Below are 20216 nucleotides of genomic sequence, written 5' to 3'. Positions count from 1 at the left end.
TATCAAAGGATAGCGTGCGCCAATATCATCACCACGCCGCAGCCCAGCGCATATCCGATGTCGACTGCGATGGCGAAGCCGCTTTTCTGTGCCCATGCCCCGACCGATGCGGCCTGAGCAGCCACCGCAAGGATGGCCAAAACTGCAACGCCAAGGCTATTGGTGGTCTCGGTCACGGCGACCACAGCAGCCAGCAGGATCAGAAATATGATCTGGGCTTCCATTTGAGGCAGAGGTGGTGTGTCAGGCGGTGTCGGATCGATCCGAGTACCTTCGGCCCAACGTTTCTGAAATCTCACAGGTCCGTAGACCAGCCACCCTAGCAGAAAGGCGGCGATGACTCCCGCGCCAAGGGCAAGCCAGTTGATCACAGCGCGACCTCCAGCACTTCAAGGATCCGGGTCCAGCCGCCTTCATGATTGTCTCGGCTTTCTTGCGAAGGGAAACGGATGTGATGCAGGCGCAATTCCGTGCCCTTATCGGTGGGCGTGAAATCCAGCGTCACGGTGGAATCGTCCTGACTGTAAGGAGAGTTCCAAGTGAATTGCAGCCGATTGGGCCGGTCGATCACTTTGTATTCGCCCTCATGCGGCAGGTCCCCGGCCTCGGGCGCGCGCATGATGATCTTGAACCGGCCCCCTACTTTGGCGTCAGAATAAGCTTCGGGCACTGACATGTTGGGACCGGGCAGCATGAACTTGGCCAACATTTCCGGGTCTAGCCAAGCATCAAACACCTTTTCCGGCGGGTGCGGAATGGCGCGGGTTATTTCAAGGGACAGTTCCGTCATCTTCTGGGTCCTCCAAAGCAGTTTCCAAGGCGTCCAGCCGAAGCGCCCAGATCGAACGCAGCCCGGCGAACCAGTCATCCACGGCTGACAAGGGGGCCATCTGCACCTCGATCAGATGCTCGCGCCATTCCGTCCGACGCCGCACCAGCCCGGCATTCTCCAGCACCTTGATGTGCTTGGACACCGAGTTGAGGCTCATATCGAATTGCCGCGCAATATCCGTCACCCGCAAGGGGCCTTGCTGCGCGAGCATCGTTAGGATCACGCGGCGGGTTGGGTCGGACGCGGCCTTCAATATAGCGCCTAGGTCATAGCGATTCTCTCGTTCAACCATTTGGATGAATTATATGCCTTTTCCGTTTCAGTCAACCATTTGGTTGAATAACAGGATATTTGCAGCTCTGAAAGCTAATTCGGTCGCTCCCACCGCCTAATTATTCGCGAAATCGAATATATTTGGTGAAAATTTAGTATCCGTATAGGCTGAAACCACCATACCTGCGGTCGAAACGACGGAAACGCGCCAAGGGAATACGAATATCACCTCCGTCCGCCGGTCGAATACCTTGGCGTTTGCACGTAGCGAACAGAAGGGCAGACGCATGGCACAAACCAAGAAAATGCTGGATCCGGATCCCCGGATTTATGACTTTGAGACCGAATATGAGCTGGGGCAGGACAATGTCCGGCCTTTCGGTCTGGACATCCATAACCCGGTCTTTTTGATCTCTAGTATCCTGATCTTTGCGTTCGTCCTGATCGCGCTGGCAAATCAGGAATCCGCAGCCACGTTCTTTGGCTGGCTCCGGCCATGGCTGACCAGCACGTTTGACTGGTTTCTGGTGCTGTCGGTTGACGCAATCACCCTGTTCTGTCTGGTGCTGATCATCTTGCCTGTGGGCAAGGTGCGGATCGGCGGCAAGGACGCCAAACCCGACTATTCCTACGCCGGATGGATCGCGATGATGTTCGCGGCCGGGATCGGCATCGGGCTGTTGTTCTTCGGCGTGATGGAGCCGGTCTATTACAACTTTGCAGAAGACGGCAACGCCCGCCCGCTGGGCATCGATATCGCTGTGCCGGGTAACGAATACATCGGCATTGTCGGCACGATCCATCATTGGGGTCTCGAAGGCTGGGCTGTATATGCGGCCGTTGGTCTGGCGCTTGCAATCTTCAGCTATAATCTCGGGCTACCATTGACCCTGCGTTCGGCTTTTTATCCGATCCTGGGCGAGCGCGTCTGGGGCTGGTGGGGCCACATCATCGATACTCTGGCAGTATTCGCGACCCTCTTCGGCCTGACCACATCATTGGGTTTGGGCGCACAACAGGTGGCCGCCGGGCTGTATGAGGTCTTTGGCATCGAACCCAGCCCCACCGTCACCGTCCTGCTGATCATAGGCATTACGATGATCGCACTGGGCTCGGTCCTGATGGGCATGGATGCAGGAGTCAAACGGTTGAGTGAGATCAACATGATCATGGCCGTAGGACTGTTCATCTTCGTCATCGTAGTTACCGGTGTCGGAACCGCCATTGCACGGTACTTCAACGTGATGGTGGATTACGTGACCCATCTACCGGCCCTGTCCAATCCGTTCGGTCGGGAAGACACCAGCTACTTCCACGGCTGGACAACCTTCTACTGGGCCTGGTGGATTGCGTGGTCACCTTTCGTGGGCATGTTCATCGCCCGCATTTCCAAAGGTCGTACGGTGCGTGAGTTCGTGATCTGCGCCTTGTTGGCACCCACTGCGGTTTGCGCCCTGTGGATGTCGACCTTTGGTGGCGCCGCAATTGACATGCTGAACGCAGGCGGAGCAGAGGGCGTCCGCGCCACAGTGATCGAAAGCTATGCCCCCGAGGGCGCGCTGTTCGGCTTCCTGAAAGAGCTGCCGCTTTACGGCATCATTGCCCCGATCGCTCTGATCCTGATCGTTGTGTTCTTTGTCACATCGTCGGACTCAGGCTCGCTGGTGATCGATACGATCACGGCAGGCGGCAAGATGGACGCACCGGTTGTGCAACGCGTGTTCTGGTGCACGCTTGAAGGCCTCGTCGCAATCGCACTGCTGCTGGGCGGAGGTCTCTCTGCCTTGCAAGGGGCAGCGGTGTCGACTGGAATTCCGTTTACCTTGGTGGTTCTGATCATGTGCTACTGCCTGTGGCTGGCGCTTAAATCAGAAAAGGCCAAGATGTAACTGGGATTATCCTGAGAAAACCGAAACGCCCGCCAATTCGGCGGGCGTTTTTGGTCCGGAGCGGCCCCTGTAGCGCGTGCCCATGCAGCAGTCGTCGGGAGCGTACCAAACGGCGGTCAGTGCAGCGAATCCTCGCGTTTGCCTTGGGTTGGATATTCCATCTTTTCATCTTCTAGGATCCCGCGAAGAACCGCCGCTGTCTCAACCTTCGAAATTGCCTTCTTATGGTCGTAGGGATTATTCAAAATCGACCGCGCATTTGTGGCGTTGGACGTCTCAGACATCTTGGTTGCAAACACCCGGCTCAGAATTGTCTTCAATGGCATCATTCAACTCCCGCAACATATGGTCATCAAATCCTTGCCGCTGCGGGTCAGGTCCAAGCCACTTGAGGGAAGGGCTCAAAGACCAACTTCCGTGAGTGTGAACCCGCAGCGACACCGTCCATGTAAGAAAAATGGGGTGCCGAGAAAGGGGGAAGAAATCTGCTGTTTGCATCATTTTTTTGACCGCTTGGAAAAAAATCACGGCACTTCTTACGCTTACGTCAACCTTCTAACCTAGGGCCCGACTTTCGCGACGCGGCGTCACAATTCGAAACCCAAGGTCAGCCCCCCGGATACCGCCCGTCGCCGCGCCAAATTGGACAGAAAACAAAAGAGCTCATACCCTGACTCCGGGCAAATCTTGGCGCAGCGCGTGTTTCTTGTGATGTGGCCGGCCCCCTCGACGTTTTGAAATTGGATTATTCCGGGACCGTAATGAGGAAGCTGTTATGAACCTTTCACGATTGTCTCTGTTGCTGGTCGTTTTCATTGACGTGATGGGTTTTGGATTGATCGTGCCGATTTTCATCACGATCCTGCTGGATCCACACCAGGCTTTCCTCGCACATGGAACAGCGACGAATATCCGCCAGCTCGACTATACGATTCTGATTGTCGTCTTCTTTCTGTTCTACTTTTTCGGGGCGGCCTTCATCGCCAAGTTGTCGGACTATATCGGGCGTAAAACAGGCATCATGATCTGCCTTACCGGTGCCCTGATCGGCTATGTTCTGACTGTGGCCGCGATCATGACGTCCAGCTATTGGCTGTTGCTTTTGGGGCGCGCCATTTCCGGGTTTACGACGGCCAACCAACCCATTGCGCAGGCCGCATTGATCGACATCAGCCATGACGATCAGGAGAAATCAAAAAACCTCGGGATGATTGTTGCGGCATCCGCGCTGGGCCTGCTCGGGGGGCCACTGATTTCAGGATTGCTCAGCGACCAAAACCTGATGGGGTCATTTGCGTCACTGGAACTGCCTTTCTACGTCGCCATTGCCCTGATCCTGATCAACATGGCACTGATTCTGTTCTTCTTCTCCGAACCCGGTTACAAAAGACAAAAAATTGACTTCGGGCTTTTAGATGTTGTTTTGAACCTGTGGAAAGTCTTCTCGCACCCGGTCGTTTTGCGGCTTTCGGTCGTCATGTTGTTCTCGCTGATGTGCCTGAATGCGTTTTTCTTCTTCATCGACACGTATCTGCTGACCCGGTTCAAGTTCAGTACGCTTCAAAACAGCATGGCCCTCGCCGTGTTCGGAGGCTCCATGGCCTTTGGCAGTGCCTACCTCACCGCGCCGCTGCACGAGCGGTACAAAAAGTTTCCGATTCTGTATGTCTCCATTGCAGCGATGGCACTTGGGATATTGGCCTTCATGCTGAACCCCATGGCCGATCTGACCTATGTCCTGATTGTTCCGATAACCATCGCGTTCGCGATCATGTACCCGACCATGCTTTCGTTGTTTTCCGCGAGCGTCGGCCCAACCGAGCAAGGTTGGGTCATGGGTGTGACAGTCGCCATCTACGCGTTGGGCTCCGGGACCATTACGGCCCTCAGCGGGTCCCTCATGGCTATCAATTTGCGGATGCCTTTCGTGCTCGCGGTCATCTGCGGTGTACTGGCATTGATTGCGATGGCGAAACTCTTTCGCCATCCCGGCGTTCAAGCGCTTGATACCAAAGGCAAGTAGGTTTCATCAGTGTGTCCCGAACGAAAATGGGCGCGCCCGCTACAGGCACGCCCAGTAAAAAAGGGAGGACTATGAAAAACCTGACGCTCGAAACAAAAGAAGCGCCTACTCACTAACATCCTCAGAATGGCGCAATCTTTGACCGCGTTCAGTGAAGTGGTTCACAGGAAGTTAAAAAAAGTTTGCGCTTCTTTGCGTAGCGGTAAGGTTTGGGCCGCAGGTATGTGTGTGCCGTCTCTCATGAACATGGCGGGAAATTCGCGCGCCGCACAGTTCACTAGATTAGACAGTGACCAAAACAAATACGCCCACCAAATGGCGGGCGTACAAGATGTACTATTTGTACGAACAGGGCCTCAGCGCCTGTACAACATGAACAAAACGCGTTTAGCGGCGGATGCCCAGCTTTTTGATCAGCTCCTGATAGCGTGCTTCTTCTTTGCCCTTCAGATAGTCCAGCAGCTTACGGCGCTGAGCAACCATCTTCAGCAGACCACGACGACCGTGGTTGTCTTTCTTGTGGGTTTTGAAGTGCTCGGTCAGGGTGTTGATGCGCGAGGTCAGGATAGCAACCTGGACTTCAGGCGAACCAGTGTCGCCGTCCTTGGTTGCGAATTCTTTCATGACGCGTGCTTTATCAGCGGCAGTAATCGACATCGGGGTCTCCTTTAAAGGTTAGAGTTGATGGCGCAGGCCGGGATGTCGTCCAGCACAGGCCCATGGAGAAAACCGCACCGATTCCGATGCGGATGGGCGCGTATAGGCGCATTCACCGCAAATGGCAAAGGGATTCTGCAGGCTCAACTGGTGAAGGCGTACTGCTCCAACTGGGCTTCGGTCACAAACTGAATATCTTCAACAGTCAGACCCTCTGCGCCAAAAAGCTGAGCGACGTCTTCGCCATTGACCCGAACATGGGTCAAGCTGTTGTTTTCACTGTCCTGTTCGATCGTCAATTCCGGTTCTTCCGGGTTGTCCCAGGTGATCAGAAGCTTGTCGTGACCGATCTGGAAATCCATGATTGTCGTGGCTTCCTGCTCGGGGTCGGACTGTACAACGATCTCGTCCTCGCCCTCTCCACCGGTGACCACATCGCCGTCTTCGGCAAGAATGACGTCGTCCCCAGAGCCCCCGTTTAGGAAGTCGCGCGCAGGCTCGTCCGGACCATCTTCTCCGGACAAGATGTCATCACCATCTCCGCCAAACAGGGCGTCTTCACCGGCACCCCCAACAAGGTAGTCGTCGCCATCTCCGCCTTGTAGCGCGTCGTCGCCGTCATCGCCGCTTAACGTGTCATCGCCCTGACCGCCAAAAAGCCGGTCATTCCCATCACCGCCGCTCAGATCATCTGTTCCGAAATGACCATACAGGTCGTCATTTCCTGACATTCCGTCCAGCGCGTCATCACCATATTCACCATGGAGCACATCATTCCCGAGGTTGCCAAACAGGACGTCCCCGCCACCACCGCCATACAACACGTCGTTGCCAGCGCCGCCGTCGATCCAGTCGTCCCCGCCATATCCGTTGATCTGATCGTTGCCTTCCTGCCCGGTCAGAACATCCGCATCCTCATCGCCCGCAATGACCAGATCGCCTTCATACTCGGACACAATCTCACCAGTGTCAGAGTCGGTTTCCTCGGCAGAGCTGGGCTCGTCGACATTCTCGTCCGCGTCAAGCAAATTGCCTTCCGACAGGTCGTCGTCGGCCGTTTCCTCGATGCGATCGTCTTCATCCTCGTCATCGCCTTTGTCTTCTGGCACAAGTACGTCGCTGATTGCGTAGGCCGCACCACCCATGGCGGCCATTCCGAATAATCCGATCAGAAACATATCTACCCTCCGCAAGCACAATGGCTCCGAGTGTAAAACATCTCATGCAAACAATGGCTTGGTCAAAGCGAAGCTGAGAGCGTGGTTAACCCTTTATCACCAGGGTTCGGGCTGCTGAGTGTACGCAATGTAGAGAGGATGCTTCGGATGCCCGTCCTTGGTCAGCCCAAGGTGGAACAAGGGCTGGCCCGTGCCGCGCAGTAATTCCTCAACTGCGGGGCCGCGTTCCAGATGTGCGCCATGGGTGCCCCAGGCGGCGATGACCTGATCCGCCCATTCCACGCCGTCCAGGATGGCTGCGTCATTCTCAGACCCCACCGGATCTGCAGATGCTCGCATCTTGCGCGGATCAGTGTCGCGCCAGGCAAAGATATTGGTGACCTGAAAAGCTCCGAAACCCAGTGTGCGTGCGCGACGCTCGCAACGTTCCACCGTGGGGTCGTTCTGCACCTCGGTCGCCGTCGACGGATTCAGCATCACAAACAACGCCTTGCGGCCCGCCGGGTTCCAGATACGGGTCAGGCTATAGCGGTATTTTTCGCAATCGGAGTAGATAGCAGTCGAGGGCGCGTCGCCCTTGGTGTGAGAACGGGTGATCATGCAGTCGGGTTTGGCTGGAATTAGGCCCGTTTACAAGGGGCGATGTCCTGTTTCTTAACTTGTGCTATACCTGCCTTCATTTGAACGGCTTATTCTGGGGGAAGACATGACATTCGAGACATTGGATCCGGCGGATTGGGAGCAGACCCGCAAGTTAGCACATGAGATGCTGGATATGGCGTTGGATCATACGCGTGATGTGCGTGATAGGTCGATTTGGAAAGATATGCCGACTGCGATACGCAACGGGTTCGAAACGCCTGCACCTCAGCAGGGTATGCCGTTGGGTGATTTGATGGATGATGTCCAGTCTCAGGTCATGCAGTATCCAATGGGCAATATTCATCCCCGGTTTTGGGGCTGGTATATGGGCGCGAGCAATTTCACAGGCGCGATGGCGGATTTTCTGGCTGCGGTTCAGGGATCGAACCTAGGGGGTGGGAATCATGCGGCAGCCCTGATCGACCGACAAGTCGTCGACTGGCTACGCGAGATGATCGGTCTGCCGGAAGGGGCCAGTGGGACATTGGTCAGCGGCGGCAGCGTGGCAAACTTGATCGGGCTGACGGTGGCCCGCAACGTCAAATCCGGGATCGACATGCGCGAAGAGGGCATCGCCGCCATGGATAAGCCGATGCGGTACTACGGATCGGATCAGATGCACAGTTGTCACCAAAAGTCGCTCGAAACACTGGGTCTGGGCAACAAGGCGCTGCGGCGTGCTCCTACGCAAGACGATTTGACGATGGATCTTGAAGCGCTTGCCGGCATGGTCGCGCAGGATCGCGCAGACGGCCTTAACCCCGCTTGTGTGATTGCTACCGCCGGAACCGTGAACACAGGCGCCATCGACGACTTGTCGGCGATTGCCGATTTCTGCCGCGAGGAAGGCCTGTGGTTTCATGTTGACGGCTGTATCGGTGCGTTAATTGCAATCGCCCATGATAACAGTTGGCGCGTGTCCGGCATCGAACGCGCGGATTCCGTCGCGCTCGACCCACACAAATGGTTACATGCGCCTTTCGAAGTGGGTTGCGCGTTGGTGCGAAGCCATGATGCCCACCACGCGACATTTACTCTGACCCCGGAATACCTGGAACCGCAATCCCGAGGCGTCGCCGGGGCGGCGTTTTTGCACGATTACGGCATTCAGACTTCGCGTGGGTTTCGAGCGCTCAAGGTCTGGATGTCCTTGAAGGAGCACGGCGTTCAGAAATTCGGCAGGCTCATTGATCAGGATATCGAAAAGGCGCGTTATCTGACTTCGCTGATCGAGGCAGAGGATGACCTCACCTTGATGTTCCCCACCAACATAAACATCGTTTGTTTCCGCTATGACCCGGGCGGTCTCAGCCCCGAAACTCTGCGTGCGATTAACAGCGAAATCATGTTGTGCCTGCAAGAGGAAGGCACAGCGGTTTTATCGGATACAACGGTTCAGGGAGCGCATTGCCTACGGGTGGCGGTCAACAATCACCGCACGCAAAAGCAGGATCTGGATCTACTGGTGTCCGAGATACTTCGACTGGGTCACAAATTGCGTATCGCCGCCTGAACAGTCATCAGTTGGCGGCAAAGACGCGGCTTGGGTGCAATTCGCCCGACTTGTAAATTCCTACGGCCACGGCCTTGCCATCCAGCGAGGCCCAGGCCTCGTCGCCGTATTCCACGTCAGAGGCCAGCACCATGCCCGGATTGCCATTCCGCAGACGGGTGGCTCCTTCAGAGGTGCATTTCAGCTCGGGCAGGTCCGACAGGCCGGTTTCCAGCGGATGCAGATAATCATCCAATGCGGTGGTTTTGGCCATTTCGTCGATCTGTTCGATGGTCAGGCCATCCTCGGCCTCAAACGGGCCGGACCAGATGCGGCGCAGTTTTTTCACGTGGCCGTGGCAGCCGAGCGCCTCACCCAGATCACGCGCAATGGAACGGACATAGCCACCTTTGCCACAGGTCATCTCCAGCACGACGTGGTCTTCGTCGGGGCGGTCGATCAGCACCAGTTCCTCTACCCAAAGAGGGCGGGCGGTCAGTTCTACATCCTCGCCATCTCGGGCCAGCTTATAGGCGCGTTGACCGTCGATTTTCACGGCCGAGAACTTGGGCGGCACCTGTTTGATATCGCCCAGAAACGGGCCGAGCGCTTGTTTGATATCCTCATCCGAGGGGCGCGCAATGCTTTCAGCGATGACTTCGCCCTCGGCATCATCGGTGTTGGTGGCCTGCCCCAGCCGCACGGTGAAGGTGTAGGCCTTCAGCGCATCGGTGATGTAGGGGACGGTCTTGGTTGCCTCACCCAGCGCAACGGCCAGAACGCCGGTCGCCTCGGGGTCCAGCGTGCCCGCATGGCCGGCTTTCTTGGCGTCCATCGCCCAACGCACCTTGTTGACCACCGCGGTCGAAGTCATGCCAGCGGGCTTGTCCACCACCAGCCAACCGGAAATGTCGCGGCCCTTGCGTTTGCGTCCCATTCTACACCTTGAGTCTTGCTGAGGCGCGCGAGTTAGCGGATCGTTTCGATGCTGTCAATTTGCCGGAACGTCCTCGACGACACCCACGATGGGTCCCAGCGAAAACCCGATATCCGACCGGTTGCTGGCGCGATCATACATGCGGGAAATGTTGCCATCTAGAAACAGCGCATTCGGTGTTTTCAATACATCGCGGAATAGGCTGCCAAATTCAAAGAAAGTGACGTAATCGTCCGAGATCGCAAACACCACACGCGTGCCATCGGCGCTGGTGCCCACTCCGTTTCGGGTGTAGCGCGAGGTTGAATCCGGCAGAAAGCGAGGGTGTAACTCTCCGTTGATCACCAGCATGGGGCCCGATTGTGTCGCAAAGCGGCACTGCGGCGCCTGATCGACGAAATCCAAAGTCTCGAACACATCGGCACGGTTTTCACGGATGCAGAACACACCGTTGGGCAGCAGGCCGAAATTGCCGGGTCCGGCATTCGGTATCACGCGCATCTGCTCTTGCCCTTCTTCGACATAGTGGCCGACGGGCGAGCGGTCGTCATGGTACATGCCCGCATTCATCGCAAAGACGAGCCTTTTCCCTTGAGGCTCCAACGCCTCATTCACCGAAGAGAAATGACCCAGCAGATCGCCATTTTCATCGTTCAGAAACAGGCGCAAATCTTCCGAGGTATCCACCTCGCAAACCGTATATCGCTTGTCCTCATGAGTCAGCTTCTCGCAAGTGACTGCAGAGACTTGCGCGGCCCAAAGGACAGCACACAGCGTGACAAGGGTACGGATCACTCGTCCAGATCGCGGCGTACCGCGTCCTGATTAAACATACGGCGGGTGTCGTCCAGACGGTCGAACGTGTCATCCAGACGGAACCGCAGGTCGGGTGAGAATTTCAGGCCCACCTTCTTGCCCACTGCGCGCCGAAGCTCACCCTTGTTTCGAGCGAGCAGTTCGATCACGTCCTCCTGCCCCTTGCCGCCCAAGGGCAGCACATAGGCGGTGGCGATCTTTAGATCGGGCGAGGTGCGCACCTCACCCACGGTGATCGACATGCGGTTCAAGTCGGGGTCGTGGACATCTCCGCGCGCCAGAACCTCGGACAGGGTGCGGCGGATCAGTTCGCCGACGCGCAGCTGTCGTTGGGAAGGGCCGGGGCCATCGTGGAATTTGTTCTTTGCCATGCCCCCGATCTAAGCCCAAAGCGGGGCTTTGCCAAGCGGGCGCGAACGGGTTAGGAGGCTTTGAGCCGACTTTAGAAAGGACCAGCGCAATGACCCATATTCCGGGGATCGTCATCACAGGGGCTTCGGGCCGTATGGGGCAGATGCTGATCAAGACCGTGTCTGAGAGCGATCAGGCGCGTCTGGTTGGTGTGGTCGAGCGTAAGGGTCATGACTGGATCGGTCAGGATGTGGGTCAGGCAATGGGCGGGCAGGCGCTCGGTGTTACCGTCACTGACGATCCGCTGGAGGCATTTGCGCAGGCGCAGGCTGTTATCGACTTTACGGCGCCCGAGGCGACGCTCGAGTTTGCCGCGCTGGCAGCACAAGCGCGGTGCGTTCACGTGATTGGCACCACCGGAATGACGGATGAACAGATCGCAGCTTTGGAACCTGCCGCGCGCCATGCCGTGATTGTGCGGGCCGGGAATATGAGCCTCGGGGTAAATCTGTTGGTTCAGCTGACCAAGAAGGTCGCCGCCGCGCTGGATGAGGATTTCGATATCGAGGTCATCGAGGGGCATCACCATCACAAGGTCGATGCGCCTTCAGGCACGGCTTTGATGCTGGGCGAAGCTGCCGCAGAAGGGCGCGGTGTCAAGTTGGCGGATGTGGCCGATCGGGGCCGCGACGGTATTACCGGTGCGCGAAAACGCGGCAATATCGGCTTCCACGCGATTCGTGGCGGAGACATTGTCGGCGAACACGATGTCCTGTTCGCGGCACCCGGTGAGCGTATCGTGTTGCGCCATCTGGCTACTGACCGTGCGATCTTTGCCCGTGGGGCGCTCAAAGCCGCGTTGTGGGGTCAAGGCAAGGCGCCGGGCCAGTATGACATGGTGGATGTTCTGGGGCTGTAGGCTTTAGGATCAAGAGCCAAGAAAATTCGACGAATTTTCTTGGCTTTATCGATCGGGCAGATGAAAGCTGTCTCAGCTTGCCTGAATGTGCCGGTCGACCATCCGTTGTACCATCGGTGCGAAATGGGCGAAATCCGGGGTCTCCATATCAGCGCGTTTTCCCGCTTCGTCCAGATAACGGACCTGAATGATTTCTTTCAGGTTCGGATTTGCCTCGAACTCGGCTATCTCCTTGGCACTCATCGGACCACCCTGCAGTTCCAGCGTATGGACCGAGGCTGCGGACAGGCGATTGAAATACTCCGGCTTGGTGGCGCAGAGATACCGCTTGGCTGCCACGTGGTATCGGCAGCAATCGGTGATGACCGACGGAAAGAACTGCTCCAACACCTCTGCACCCGCATCTTCATGATGCCGGTCCTCGGTATCGTCCGGATGGTAAGTGCCGAATTCCGACGTAAAATGGCCAATGTCATGCAACAGCGCACCGACGATGATTTCTTCAGACTGTCCGCTCTGTTCCGCAATCGTGGCACCCTGCAGCATGTGCTGGGCCATGGTGACGGGTTCCCCCAGATATTCCTCACCCCCCCGACGATCGAAGATGTCACCGATAAAGGCCACGATATTGTCCCGGTTTAAGGTCGAGAAATCGGGTTTCATTCCGCCGCCTCCGGTTGTGTCATCTGCATGGCGGCCAGTGTCGAAAGCAGCCCATCCTTGTCAGCATAGCATCCCTGCAACCAGCGAGACCCGGCCCCGGAATAGCCCAGCCGTGCATGCATTACGCGTGTGTTGTCGACGATGAAACTTTCGCCCGGTTCCAGCTTGAAAGACACGCCCATAGCGGGATCGTCAATGATCTCACCCAGCTGGCGATAGGCTGCATAGTAGGCTTCCATCTTGTCAAAGGGTACATCCACGAACGGCGCAGACGAGCGGTTGTTGAAGCGAATGCCGATCAACTCGCCATCGGGGGAAAGCTCGATCATCGGGCGACGTGACCGCAAACAGACCCCGTCCGAACCTTTATACTCGAACCGTGCCGGATAGCCTGCAAGCAAGGCGAAGCCCTCGGGGTTCAGATCGCGCAGACGCTCAGCCGCGCGGAAACCATCGACAACGATGGAATCGCCGCCTTCAGCCGAATTCTCAAGGCAGTAGAGGATTTGCAGTGTCGGTACCGGGTCGCGATAAGGGTTGTCGGTATGGGCCTGCAACCCCAACCCAGTATAGGCGAGGTTGGTCGGGTTCACCTCGGTCCGAACCTCGAAATAAGGGCCATAATTTGTCTGGCGCACGTAGCCGAACAGATCGGCCACTTTCAGCAGCGATTCCGGCTCGGTCGGGCCACCTGTCAGCTTGGCAAAGCCGTACTCCGCGACGGCAGCCAGCCAGCTGCGCTTAGCCTCCGGGTCGGTGTGCACCCTTTCCCAGTCACCGCTGGGGGCGCTGATACCACGCTCCCATGTGGTGACGCCGGATGCGGTGCGGCCAACGTCTTGCGCCTGTTCGCGGTCATAAACGTGATCGGCCAGCCAATCGGCAGGGAACATCACGGATTTGTTTTCGGGCTGAAAGGTAACACTCAGATCGCCATTTTGGATCTCGGCGGTACTGACCGAGATATCGGTGGGGATATCGCCGATTGTAATCAGACGCTGCCCGTTTCCGGGTGCGCGGGTCTCGGGGTCCAGCGCATTGTCGCGCAGCCAAATGGCGTGGAAGCGGGCCTCGGTACCATCGGAAAACGCGATAGTGACCACAGATGGGTCGAAAGTGGCTGAGCGCAGCATGGGGTCTCTCCTGTTCGGCGCGGGCTTTGCTTGAGGAGATATGCGCTTCGTGACATTACTACAATTAAACCTTATTGCCTCTGAGACTTGGAAAATCTTATGGATAAGAAGAAGATTGGACTACCTCCATTGGACTGGCTGCGTGTGTTCGAAGCCGCCGGGCGGCTGGGTGGTTTTTCTGCTGCTGCGCGCGAATTTGGTTTGACGCAGGCGGCGGTCAGTCAACGGATAGGCAATCTTGAGGCTTGGCTGGGCCGGTCATTGTTTGTGCGCGAAGCCCGCGGTGTTTCGCTGACCATCGAAGGCGAAAGCTATCTGCCATTGGTGCAGGACAGCCTGCAAGCACTGGAACGCAATACTGAGGATCTTTTCGGCAAAACTCCGCGCGAGCTTCGGGTCGCGGGACTTTCGTCGCACATCCACGCGCTGGTTCTGCCAGCCTTGCCCGCATTTCTTGAAGCGCAGCCCAATGTGCGTGTGATGACAGATTCCATGGCGCGCCGGGCCTCATTGGAGGAAGAGCGTACCTGGCTGCAGATCCGCTATGGCAGAGGCGTTTGGCCTGGACGAAAGGCAAAGCTAATTGCGCCTGAAGTTCTGGCACCGATGGCCGCATCCGGCATCAACTGGGGTGCGCCGCTGATTGATTTGCGCGGAGAACGCCCCGGTTGGAAGGACTGGGCGCAGGTAGCGGGGGTTGATGAATTACCGGCTGGCCGGATCAGTTTTGACTCGGTAGGTCACGCGATCACGGCCGCGCGTCAGGGCATGGGGATCGCGTTGGGTTCACTACCGTTGGCTTCGGGCAGCTTAAAGACTGGTCAGTTACACAGATTGGATATGCCCGAGCTTCGGACAAAGGATGGCTATTGGCTGACCTGGCCCGAGGATCGGGCAAGGTCGAAACGGCAAAGAGCGTTGATAGACGACTTTCTGCAGGCGCTTCGGGGCGCGGCCTGATCAAAAGTCGATGGCGATGCCCTTTTTTTCCCAATCACCATAGCGGGCCGGATCAGGACCGTCGCGCCCACCCAGTTCCTTGGGCTGCGCCTTGGCTTCCGCTTCGGCCTTTTTGCGACGTTCCTCAGCCTCGGCCAATGCGCGCTGCGCGGCGGGGGGCAAATCTTTGCACTCGTCACTCATGACATTGGGTTCCTTTCCGTTCAGCGCCTTGATATACGCCCTAGTCCGCATAAGGCAATGCGGGCAAAGGTCACGAGAGGCACTCAGCATCATGTCAAACTCTGCAACCGCCGCGCGGCGCAGTGCAATCTATCTGCTGGATCAGATATTGGGCGAGGGGCGGCTGTTACCTGAGTGTCTGGCGGCCGGCGCATTGGATCGTCTGGTACCCGAGGATCGTGCGCGCGCACAGCGGTTGACGATTGAAACCCTGCGAGGGCTTGAGCGTGCCGACCGGCTGTTGGCCGATCACCTGCGGCAGACACCAGCGCTAACGGTGCATAACGCGCTGCGGCTTGGAACGGTCGAGCTGTGTCAGGGCGAGGCCGCGCATGGCGTGGTCAATTCGATGGTCGAGATCGTGGGACGTTCGCGCAAGCATGGGCGGCTCAAGGGGTTGGTGAATGCAGTCTTGCGCAAGATTGCCGCCGATGGGCCGGATGCTTGGCCCAAGATGCGCGTGCCCCGTCTGCCCGACTGGCTGCGCGATCCTCTGATCATGGCGTGGGGCGATGACGCGGTAAAGGGTATGGAACAGGCCCATTTCAATGGTGCACCGCTGGACGTGACGCTGAAACCGGGCGCCGAGGCGCCGGGCGGAGAAGCCCTGCCCACCGGCTCAGTCCGTTTGCAGGATGCGGGGCAGGTGTCGGCTTTGCCGGGCTACAAGCGTGGAAGCTGGTGGGTTCAGGATGCGGCAGCGGCGCTGCCTGTGCGCGTGCTGGCCCCGAAAGCCGGGGAAAAGGTGTTGGACCTTTGCGCCGCGCCCGGTGGCAAGACGTTGCAATTGGCTGTGGTAGAGGCAGAGGTCACGGCGCTGGATATCTCCGAAACACGGTTGGAGCGGGTGCGCGAGAACCTGAAACGGACAGGTTTGAAGGCTAAGGTGATCGCTGGTGATGCGCTGGACCATCAGGGCCAGTATGATGCCATCCTGCTCGACGCGCCGTGTTCGGCCACGGGCACGATTCGCCGCCATCCTGATTTACCCTTCGCCAAGGATGGCTCGGAATTCGGGGGATTGATCGAACTACAGGCCCGGATGCTAGCCCATGCCTGGACCCTGCTCAAACCCGGAGGCCGATTGGTATATTGCACCTGTTCCTTGTTGCCGGACGAAGGAGAGGTGCAGATCGAAGAGGCGCTGGATCAATACCCGGATATGCAGATTGACCGTGCGGCGCTTGAGATTGCGGGCGTTGAACCGGACTGGATTACAGAAGAAGGTGGCTTGCGTCTGCGCCCGGATTTCTGGCCGGACAAGGGTAGCATGGACGGGTTCTATATCGCCTGTCTGAACAAATCCGCTTGAGGCGACGCTTTTCGATGACTTGACGCGCGGACCGGTCTATCGTGTGTTCAAGCGCCCGCAGAGCGCAAGGGGCAGAGTCGCAAGCGTCATGTCAGAATCGGACACAATGGCCAATCGCTGGATGCGGTTTCAGAACCGCCTTTACGCGCGCCTGAGCCAAAGGCGGAAGGCGGTTTCGGGATTCGTCAGCCAGCCTGAGCCGCGCACCGTCGGTTCGTATGCACGCGGGCGACAACTGGTGGCCGGGAATCTCCTTTTCGCTGGATATCTGGTCGAGGCGGATGACACCGATCTCTGGGATGTTGCTGCGCCCAGTCCGGATTTTGATGATGAACGCCACGGTTTCATCTGGCTGGATGATCTGGCAGCCGTCGGCGATATGCGCGCCCGTGAAAAGGCGCAGCGATGGGTCTGGGGCTGGATCACCGCACATGGGCGCGGGAAGGGACCCGGCTGGGCGCCGGACCTGACCGGGCGTCGGGTGATGCGCTGGATCAACCACGCGCAATTTCTGCTACGCGGCGCTGACGAAGCGCAAAGCAGAGCTTTCTTCCGCTCCTTGGCACAACAAACATGGTTTCTTTCCAAACGCTGGACAGCAGCAACACCAGGATTGCCGAGATTCGAAGCGCTCGCAGGGCTGGTTCAGGCTGGTTTGGCCCTGGAGGGGTTGGAGCAACTGGCTGATCCCGCATTGCGCGCACTGGCCCGGGAATGCGACCGCCAGATCGATGCCGAGGGCGGCATTCTCACCCGCAACCCTGAGGAATTGCTGGAGGTCTTCACTCTGCTGGCCTGGACCTCTGCTGCACTTGGTGAAGTTGGCCGAGGCACGCCTGCCTCTCAGACCGGGGCGATCAAGCGCATTGCACCTACTCTGCGAAATCTGCGTCATGCAGATGGATCTCTGGCCAGATTTCACGGGGGTGGGCGTGGGCTTGAAGGGCGGCTGGATCAGGCACTGGCGCAAAGCGGTGTCAAGCCGCAGCAGCATTCGGACCTGTCAATGGGTTATGCACGATTGGCCGCCTCGAGAACCACGGTTCTGGTGGATGCCAGCGCGCCTCCCAAAGGTGCTGCGTCGTTCAACGCCCACGCATCCTCGCTTGCGTTTGAGCTGACCTCGGGGCGCCGTCCTCTGATCGTGAACTGTGGATCAGGCGGCAGTTTTGGGCAGGAATGGCGCAGGGCAGGGCGCGCGACCCCGTCGCATTCGACCCTATGCGTCGAAGGGTATTCCAGCGCCCGGCTTGCAGAAGGCGCAAATGGGTCGTCGCAGGAAGCATTGGTGGATGGCCCGCAGGATGTGCCCGTGGATTTCGAGGATGCATTCGAAGGCACCCGCTTTATGGTGGGTCATGACGGCTACGCCAAAGTGTTTGGCCTGACCCATGCCCGCACGCTTGAACTGCGCTTTGACGGGCGTGAGCTGGTGGGCGAGGATATTCTGCTGACCGCAACCGACAAAGCCAAACGGCAGTTCGATCGCGCGATGGACGGGGCAGGTCTGCAGGGGATAGCCTTTGACATCCGGTTTCACCTGCATCCTGACGTTGATGCGGCACTTGATCTGGGTGGCGCTGCGGTGTCGATGGCGCTCAAAAGCGGTGAGATATGGGTTTTCCGCCATGATGGCGTTGGAAAGTTGTCAGTTGAACCAAGCGTTTACCTTGAAAAAGGCCGTTTGAAGCCACGCGCGACAAAACAGATCGTTCTATCTGGGCGCGCAATGGAGTATGCGACGCGCATCCGGTGGACGCTCAGCAAGGCTCAGGATACAGCCTATGCCGTGCGGGATACGCACCGGGACGAGCCCGTTTTCGACTGACGCCAAAAGGACCTTTGGACCCATGACCGACCTTCACCCCGTGCGCCGCGCGTTGCTTTCCGTTTCCGACAAAACCGGGCTGATCGAGCTGGGAACGGCGTTGGCCGAACGCGGGGTTGAACTGCTTTCGACCGGCGGTACCGCAAAGGCGCTACGCGATGCGGGGTTGGAGGTGAAAGATGTCAGCGAGATCACCGGCTTCCCCGAGATGATGGATGGCCGGGTCAAAACGCTGCACCCGATGGTCCATGGCGGGCTGCTGGCTCTGCGCGATAATGACACCCATGTCGCCGCGATGAACGAACATGGTATAGGCGCAATTGATCTGCTTGTGGTAAATCTCTACCCATTTGAAGCGACCGTGGCCAAGGGCGCTGCCTATGATGAGTGTATCGAGAACATCGATATCGGCGGCCCAGCCATGATCCGTGCCGCATCGAAGAACCATGCTTTTGTAAACGTGGTTGTGGACGTCGAAGACTACTCGTCGCTGCTGGATCAGCTGGAAGAGAATTACGGTAAGACTTCTCTGGGCTTCCGTCAGTGGTTGGCGCAAAAGGCCTATGCCCGCACTGCCGCTTATGACACAGCCGTGTCCAACTGGATGGCCGATGCGCTGGAGCTTGAGGCGCCCAAACGCCGCGCCTTTGCCGGTGAGCTGAAACAGACCTTACGATATGGCGAGAATAGCCACCAGTCGGCAGCGTTCTATGTAGATGGCTCGGGTCGTCCGGGCGTGGCGACGGCCGTACAGCATCAGGGCAAGGAACTGAGCTATAACAACATCAACGATACCGATGCCGCCTTTGAGTTGGTCGCTGAGTTCGACCCGGCCGAAGGGGCAGCTTGTGCGATTATCAAGCATGCCAATCCGTGTGGTGTAGCGATAGGTGCGACGTTGCTTGAGGCCTATAAAGCCGCGTTCGACTGCGACAGGACGTCGGCATTCGGCGGTATCGTGGCGTTGAATCAACCGCTGGACGCGGAAACCGCGCAGGAGATCACGGGGATTTTCACCGAGGTTGTGATCGCTCCGGGGGCGTCAGACGAGGCCAAGGCGATCTTCGCCGCCAAGAAGAACCTGCGCCTGCTGACGTCCGAAGCTCTGCCGGATGTGACCGCCGGTGGTAAAACTGTGCGACAGGTGGCCGGTGGCCTGCTGGTGCAGGACAAGGATAACGGCTTTGTTGGTATGGATGACTTGAAGGTGGTCACCAAAAAAGCGCCATCTGAGGAGCAGATGCGCGACCTGCTGTTCGCGTGGAAAGTGGCGAAACATGTCAAATCCAACGCCATAGTCTATGTCAAAGACGGCGCGACCGTGGGTGTCGGCGCGGGGCAGATGAGCCGCGTTGACTCGGCACTGATCGCGGCAAAGAAAGCCGAGCGTATGGCTGATGCGCTGGGCTTGCCCCAGCCGCTGACCATCGGTTCGGCCGTAGCTTCTGATGCATTCTTCCCCTTCCCCGATGGGCTTATGGAGGCCGCCGAGGCAGGCGCAACATGCGTTATTCAGCCCGGCGGTTCGATGCGTGATGATGAAGTGATCGCGGCGGCGGATGAGGCCGGTCTGGCCATGGTCTTCACCGGCATGCGGCATTTCCGTCACTGATGCGCGGTTCGTTCATCCTATGGGCCGGATTGGCGGCGTTTTTGATCGACCAGATTAGTAAGTATCTGGTCGTTCACGTAATGCGCGTGGCGCAGGGCGATATCGACGTGCTGCCACCGCTTCTGGTTTTCAGATACGGCGAGAATCGCGGCATCAATTTTGGCCTGTTTCAGGGCGACGGTGACGCCGCCCGCTGGGTGCTGATCGGGGTTTCCGTGGCGATCTGCCTGGGCGTCCTGATCTGGCTGGGCCGCATCGCTCCTACGAAGCTTCAACAATTCTGCGGCGGTCTCCTGATCGGCGGTGCGCTGGGAAATGTCGTGGACCGGGTGCTTTACGGCTATGTTCTGGATTTTTTGAACATGTCCTGCTGCGGGATCAGCAACCCTTTTGTGTTCAATCTGGCGGATGTGTTCATATTTGCGGGAGCTTTGGGATTGGTCCTGTTCGATGGCAAAAAGCCCTCGTGACCTGCCG

Annotated in this window: 22 protein-coding genes; 9 read left to right on the top strand and 13 right to left on the bottom strand. The window is 57.9% G+C overall.

Features of this window, described 5'->3' with window-relative positions; translation table 11 throughout:
- Window positions 1-2 precede the first annotated feature (2 nt).
- The 3 genes from ACR0AW_RS11000 to ACR0AW_RS10990 are packed head-to-tail and all read right to left on the bottom strand — an operon-like array spanning window position 3 to window position 1124.
- The gene (locus ACR0AW_RS11000; RefSeq protein WP_170733906.1) at window positions 3-371 is read right to left on the bottom strand and encodes a DUF1761 family protein; all 369 of its coding nucleotides are present in this window, start codon (window positions 369-371) and stop codon (window positions 3-5) included.
- The gene (locus tag ACR0AW_RS10995; RefSeq protein WP_170426148.1) at window positions 368-790 is read right to left on the bottom strand and encodes an SRPBCC family protein; all 423 of its coding nucleotides are present in this window, start codon (window positions 788-790) and stop codon (window positions 368-370) included. Before ACR0AW_RS10995 ends, ACR0AW_RS11000 begins: the two co-directional genes overlap by 4 nt.
- Window positions 771-1124 (bottom strand): metalloregulator ArsR/SmtB family transcription factor, encoded by a 354-nt coding sequence (locus ACR0AW_RS10990; protein WP_170394700.1) that lies wholly within the window; start codon window positions 1122-1124, stop codon window positions 771-773. The genes ACR0AW_RS10995 and ACR0AW_RS10990 overlap by 20 nt, the downstream gene beginning before the upstream one ends.
- A gap of 268 nt (window positions 1125-1392) precedes the next feature.
- On the opposite strand from ACR0AW_RS10990, the gene ACR0AW_RS10985 reads away from it, so the two are divergent.
- Window positions 1393-2994, top strand: a complete 1602-nt coding sequence (locus tag ACR0AW_RS10985) for a BCCT family transporter (RefSeq protein WP_170394697.1) — start codon at window positions 1393-1395, stop codon at window positions 2992-2994.
- Window positions 2995-3110: 116 nt separating this feature from the next.
- On the opposite strand, the gene ACR0AW_RS10980 is transcribed toward ACR0AW_RS10985, so the two are convergent.
- Window positions 3111-3320: a hypothetical protein gene (locus ACR0AW_RS10980; RefSeq protein ID WP_170408501.1), complete on the bottom strand. Its 210-nt coding sequence runs from the start codon at window positions 3318-3320 to the stop codon at window positions 3111-3113.
- Between the two features lie 449 nt (window positions 3321-3769).
- On the opposite strand from ACR0AW_RS10980, the gene ACR0AW_RS10975 reads away from it, so the two are divergent.
- Window positions 3770-5017 (top strand): MFS transporter, encoded by a 1248-nt coding sequence (locus ACR0AW_RS10975; protein WP_170733905.1) that lies wholly within the window; start codon window positions 3770-3772, stop codon window positions 5015-5017.
- Window positions 5018-5404: 387 nt separating this feature from the next.
- Here the strand turns inward: ACR0AW_RS10975 and rpsO are convergent, their stop codons facing one another.
- The 3 genes from rpsO to ACR0AW_RS10960 form a co-directional block, all read right to left on the bottom strand.
- Window positions 5405-5674 carry a 30S ribosomal protein S15 gene (rpsO, locus tag ACR0AW_RS10970; protein WP_170733904.1) on the bottom strand — a complete coding sequence of 90 codons (270 nt, stop codon included), beginning with the start codon at window positions 5672-5674 and terminating at the stop codon, window positions 5405-5407.
- Window positions 5675-5817: 143 nt separating this feature from the next.
- Window positions 5818-6852: a calcium-binding protein gene (locus ACR0AW_RS10965; protein WP_170408499.1), complete on the bottom strand. Its 1035-nt coding sequence runs from the start codon at window positions 6850-6852 to the stop codon at window positions 5818-5820.
- Window positions 6853-6948: 96 nt separating this feature from the next.
- Window positions 6949-7452, bottom strand: coding sequence for a DUF1643 domain-containing protein (locus ACR0AW_RS10960; protein WP_170733903.1), 504 nt, complete (start codon window positions 7450-7452; stop codon window positions 6949-6951).
- Window positions 7453-7558: 106 nt separating this feature from the next.
- Here ACR0AW_RS10960 and ACR0AW_RS10955 point away from each other — a divergent pair, with 106 nt between their 5' ends.
- Window positions 7559-9007, top strand: coding sequence for a pyridoxal-dependent decarboxylase (locus ACR0AW_RS10955; RefSeq protein WP_170515046.1), 1449 nt, complete (start codon window positions 7559-7561; stop codon window positions 9005-9007).
- Between the two features lie 7 nt (window positions 9008-9014).
- On the opposite strand, the gene truB is transcribed toward ACR0AW_RS10955, so the two are convergent.
- Genes truB through rbfA form a run of 3 tightly spaced genes read right to left on the bottom strand, consistent with a single transcriptional unit; the run spans window position 9015 to window position 11110 of the window.
- Complete coding sequence (truB, locus tag ACR0AW_RS10950; RefSeq protein ID WP_170426161.1) at window positions 9015-9923, bottom strand: tRNA pseudouridine(55) synthase TruB; 909 nt, start codon at window positions 9921-9923, stop codon at window positions 9015-9017.
- 54 nt (window positions 9924-9977) lie between these two features.
- Complete coding sequence (locus ACR0AW_RS10945) at window positions 9978-10718, bottom strand: phosphodiester glycosidase family protein (protein ID WP_170664267.1); 741 nt, start codon at window positions 10716-10718, stop codon at window positions 9978-9980.
- The gene (gene rbfA, locus ACR0AW_RS10940; protein WP_170408494.1) at window positions 10715-11110 is read right to left on the bottom strand and encodes a 30S ribosome-binding factor RbfA; all 396 of its coding nucleotides are present in this window, start codon (window positions 11108-11110) and stop codon (window positions 10715-10717) included. The genes ACR0AW_RS10945 and rbfA overlap by 4 nt, the downstream gene beginning before the upstream one ends.
- Window positions 11111-11199: 89 nt before the next feature.
- Here rbfA and dapB point away from each other — a divergent pair, with 89 nt between their 5' ends.
- Window positions 11200-12009 (top strand): 4-hydroxy-tetrahydrodipicolinate reductase, encoded by an 810-nt coding sequence (dapB, locus tag ACR0AW_RS10935; RefSeq protein WP_170733902.1) that lies wholly within the window; start codon window positions 11200-11202, stop codon window positions 12007-12009.
- A 72-nt stretch (window positions 12010-12081) separates the two neighbouring features.
- Here the strand turns inward: dapB and tmpB are convergent, their stop codons facing one another.
- Both tmpB and tmpA read right to left on the bottom strand, forming a co-directional pair.
- The gene (tmpB, locus tag ACR0AW_RS10930; protein WP_170733901.1) at window positions 12082-12672 is read right to left on the bottom strand and encodes a (R)-1-hydroxy-2-trimethylaminoethylphosphonate oxygenase; all 591 of its coding nucleotides are present in this window, start codon (window positions 12670-12672) and stop codon (window positions 12082-12084) included.
- Complete coding sequence (tmpA, locus tag ACR0AW_RS10925; RefSeq protein WP_170733900.1) at window positions 12669-13805, bottom strand: 2-trimethylaminoethylphosphonate dioxygenase; 1137 nt, start codon at window positions 13803-13805, stop codon at window positions 12669-12671. The genes tmpB and tmpA overlap by 4 nt, the downstream gene beginning before the upstream one ends.
- A gap of 99 nt (window positions 13806-13904) precedes the next feature.
- Between tmpA and ACR0AW_RS10920 the strand changes: the two genes are divergently transcribed.
- Entirely contained in the window at window positions 13905-14765 is an 861-nt protein-coding gene (locus ACR0AW_RS10920) for a LysR family transcriptional regulator (RefSeq protein WP_170733899.1), read from the top strand.
- Here the strand turns inward: ACR0AW_RS10920 and ACR0AW_RS10915 are convergent, their stop codons facing one another.
- On the bottom strand, window positions 14766-14948 hold the full coding sequence (locus ACR0AW_RS10915; RefSeq protein WP_170515029.1) for a DUF1674 domain-containing protein: 183 nt from the start codon (window positions 14946-14948) through the stop codon (window positions 14766-14768).
- A gap of 91 nt (window positions 14949-15039) precedes the next feature.
- Here ACR0AW_RS10915 and ACR0AW_RS10910 point away from each other — a divergent pair, with 91 nt between their 5' ends.
- From ACR0AW_RS10910 to lspA, 4 genes are all read left to right on the top strand, one after another.
- Window positions 15040-16299, top strand: a complete 1260-nt coding sequence (locus ACR0AW_RS10910; protein ID WP_170733898.1) for a transcription antitermination factor NusB — start codon at window positions 15040-15042, stop codon at window positions 16297-16299.
- Between the two features lie 88 nt (window positions 16300-16387).
- Window positions 16388-18127 (top strand): heparinase II/III domain-containing protein, encoded by a 1740-nt coding sequence (locus tag ACR0AW_RS10905; protein ID WP_170733897.1) that lies wholly within the window; start codon window positions 16388-16390, stop codon window positions 18125-18127.
- Window positions 18128-18149: 22 nt separating this feature from the next.
- A complete protein-coding gene (purH, locus tag ACR0AW_RS10900; RefSeq protein ID WP_170733896.1) occupies window positions 18150-19739 on the top strand; it encodes a bifunctional phosphoribosylaminoimidazolecarboxamide formyltransferase/IMP cyclohydrolase in 1590 nt (529 codons plus the stop codon).
- Window positions 19739-20209, top strand: a complete 471-nt coding sequence (lspA, locus tag ACR0AW_RS10895) for a signal peptidase II (RefSeq protein ID WP_170394647.1) — start codon at window positions 19739-19741, stop codon at window positions 20207-20209. The genes purH and lspA overlap by 1 nt, the downstream gene beginning before the upstream one ends.
- Window positions 20210-20216 lie beyond the last annotated feature (7 nt).

This window comes from Ruegeria sp. C5, from assembly GCF_056537605.1.
This window is presented reverse-complemented; position numbering and strand designations above follow the sequence as displayed.

What these genes read in the sequence shown, in the direction of transcription:
- ACR0AW_RS10995 (WP_170426148.1), bottom strand. Translation starts at nt 790, where the DNA reads ATGACGGAACTGTCCCTTGAAATAACCCGCGCCATTCCGCACCCGCCG.
- ACR0AW_RS10990 (WP_170394700.1), bottom strand. Translation starts at nt 1,124, where the DNA reads ATGGTTGAACGAGAGAATCGCTATGACCTAGGCGCTATATTGAAGGCC.
- ACR0AW_RS10985 (WP_170394697.1), top strand. Translation starts at nt 1,393, where the DNA reads ATGGCACAAACCAAGAAAATGCTGGATCCGGATCCCCGGATTTATGAC.
- ACR0AW_RS10980 (WP_170408501.1), bottom strand. Translation starts at nt 3,320, where the DNA reads ATGCCATTGAAGACAATTCTGAGCCGGGTGTTTGCAACCAAGATGTCT.
- ACR0AW_RS10975 (WP_170733905.1), top strand. Translation starts at nt 3,770, where the DNA reads ATGAACCTTTCACGATTGTCTCTGTTGCTGGTCGTTTTCATTGACGTG.
- rpsO (WP_170733904.1), bottom strand. Translation starts at nt 5,674, where the DNA reads ATGTCGATTACTGCCGCTGATAAAGCACGCGTCATGAAAGAATTCGCA.
- ACR0AW_RS10965 (WP_170408499.1), bottom strand. Translation starts at nt 6,852, where the DNA reads ATGTTTCTGATCGGATTATTCGGAATGGCCGCCATGGGTGGTGCGGCC.
- ACR0AW_RS10960 (WP_170733903.1), bottom strand. Translation starts at nt 7,452, where the DNA reads ATGATCACCCGTTCTCACACCAAGGGCGACGCGCCCTCGACTGCTATC.
- ACR0AW_RS10955 (WP_170515046.1), top strand. Translation starts at nt 7,559, where the DNA reads ATGACATTCGAGACATTGGATCCGGCGGATTGGGAGCAGACCCGCAAG.
- truB (WP_170426161.1), bottom strand. Translation starts at nt 9,923, where the DNA reads ATGGGACGCAAACGCAAGGGCCGCGACATTTCCGGTTGGCTGGTGGTG.
- rbfA (WP_170408494.1), bottom strand. Translation starts at nt 11,110, where the DNA reads ATGGCAAAGAACAAATTCCACGATGGCCCCGGCCCTTCCCAACGACAG.
- dapB (WP_170733902.1), top strand. Translation starts at nt 11,200, where the DNA reads ATGACCCATATTCCGGGGATCGTCATCACAGGGGCTTCGGGCCGTATG.
- tmpB (WP_170733901.1), bottom strand. Translation starts at nt 12,672, where the DNA reads ATGAAACCCGATTTCTCGACCTTAAACCGGGACAATATCGTGGCCTTT.
- tmpA (WP_170733900.1), bottom strand. Translation starts at nt 13,805, where the DNA reads ATGCTGCGCTCAGCCACTTTCGACCCATCTGTGGTCACTATCGCGTTT.
- ACR0AW_RS10920 (WP_170733899.1), top strand. Translation starts at nt 13,905, where the DNA reads ATGGATAAGAAGAAGATTGGACTACCTCCATTGGACTGGCTGCGTGTG.
- ACR0AW_RS10915 (WP_170515029.1), bottom strand. Translation starts at nt 14,948, where the DNA reads ATGAGTGACGAGTGCAAAGATTTGCCCCCCGCCGCGCAGCGCGCATTG.
- ACR0AW_RS10910 (WP_170733898.1), top strand. Translation starts at nt 15,040, where the DNA reads ATGTCAAACTCTGCAACCGCCGCGCGGCGCAGTGCAATCTATCTGCTG.
- ACR0AW_RS10905 (WP_170733897.1), top strand. Translation starts at nt 16,388, where the DNA reads ATGTCAGAATCGGACACAATGGCCAATCGCTGGATGCGGTTTCAGAAC.
- purH (WP_170733896.1), top strand. Translation starts at nt 18,150, where the DNA reads ATGACCGACCTTCACCCCGTGCGCCGCGCGTTGCTTTCCGTTTCCGAC.
- lspA (WP_170394647.1), top strand. Translation starts at nt 19,739, where the DNA reads ATGCGCGGTTCGTTCATCCTATGGGCCGGATTGGCGGCGTTTTTGATC.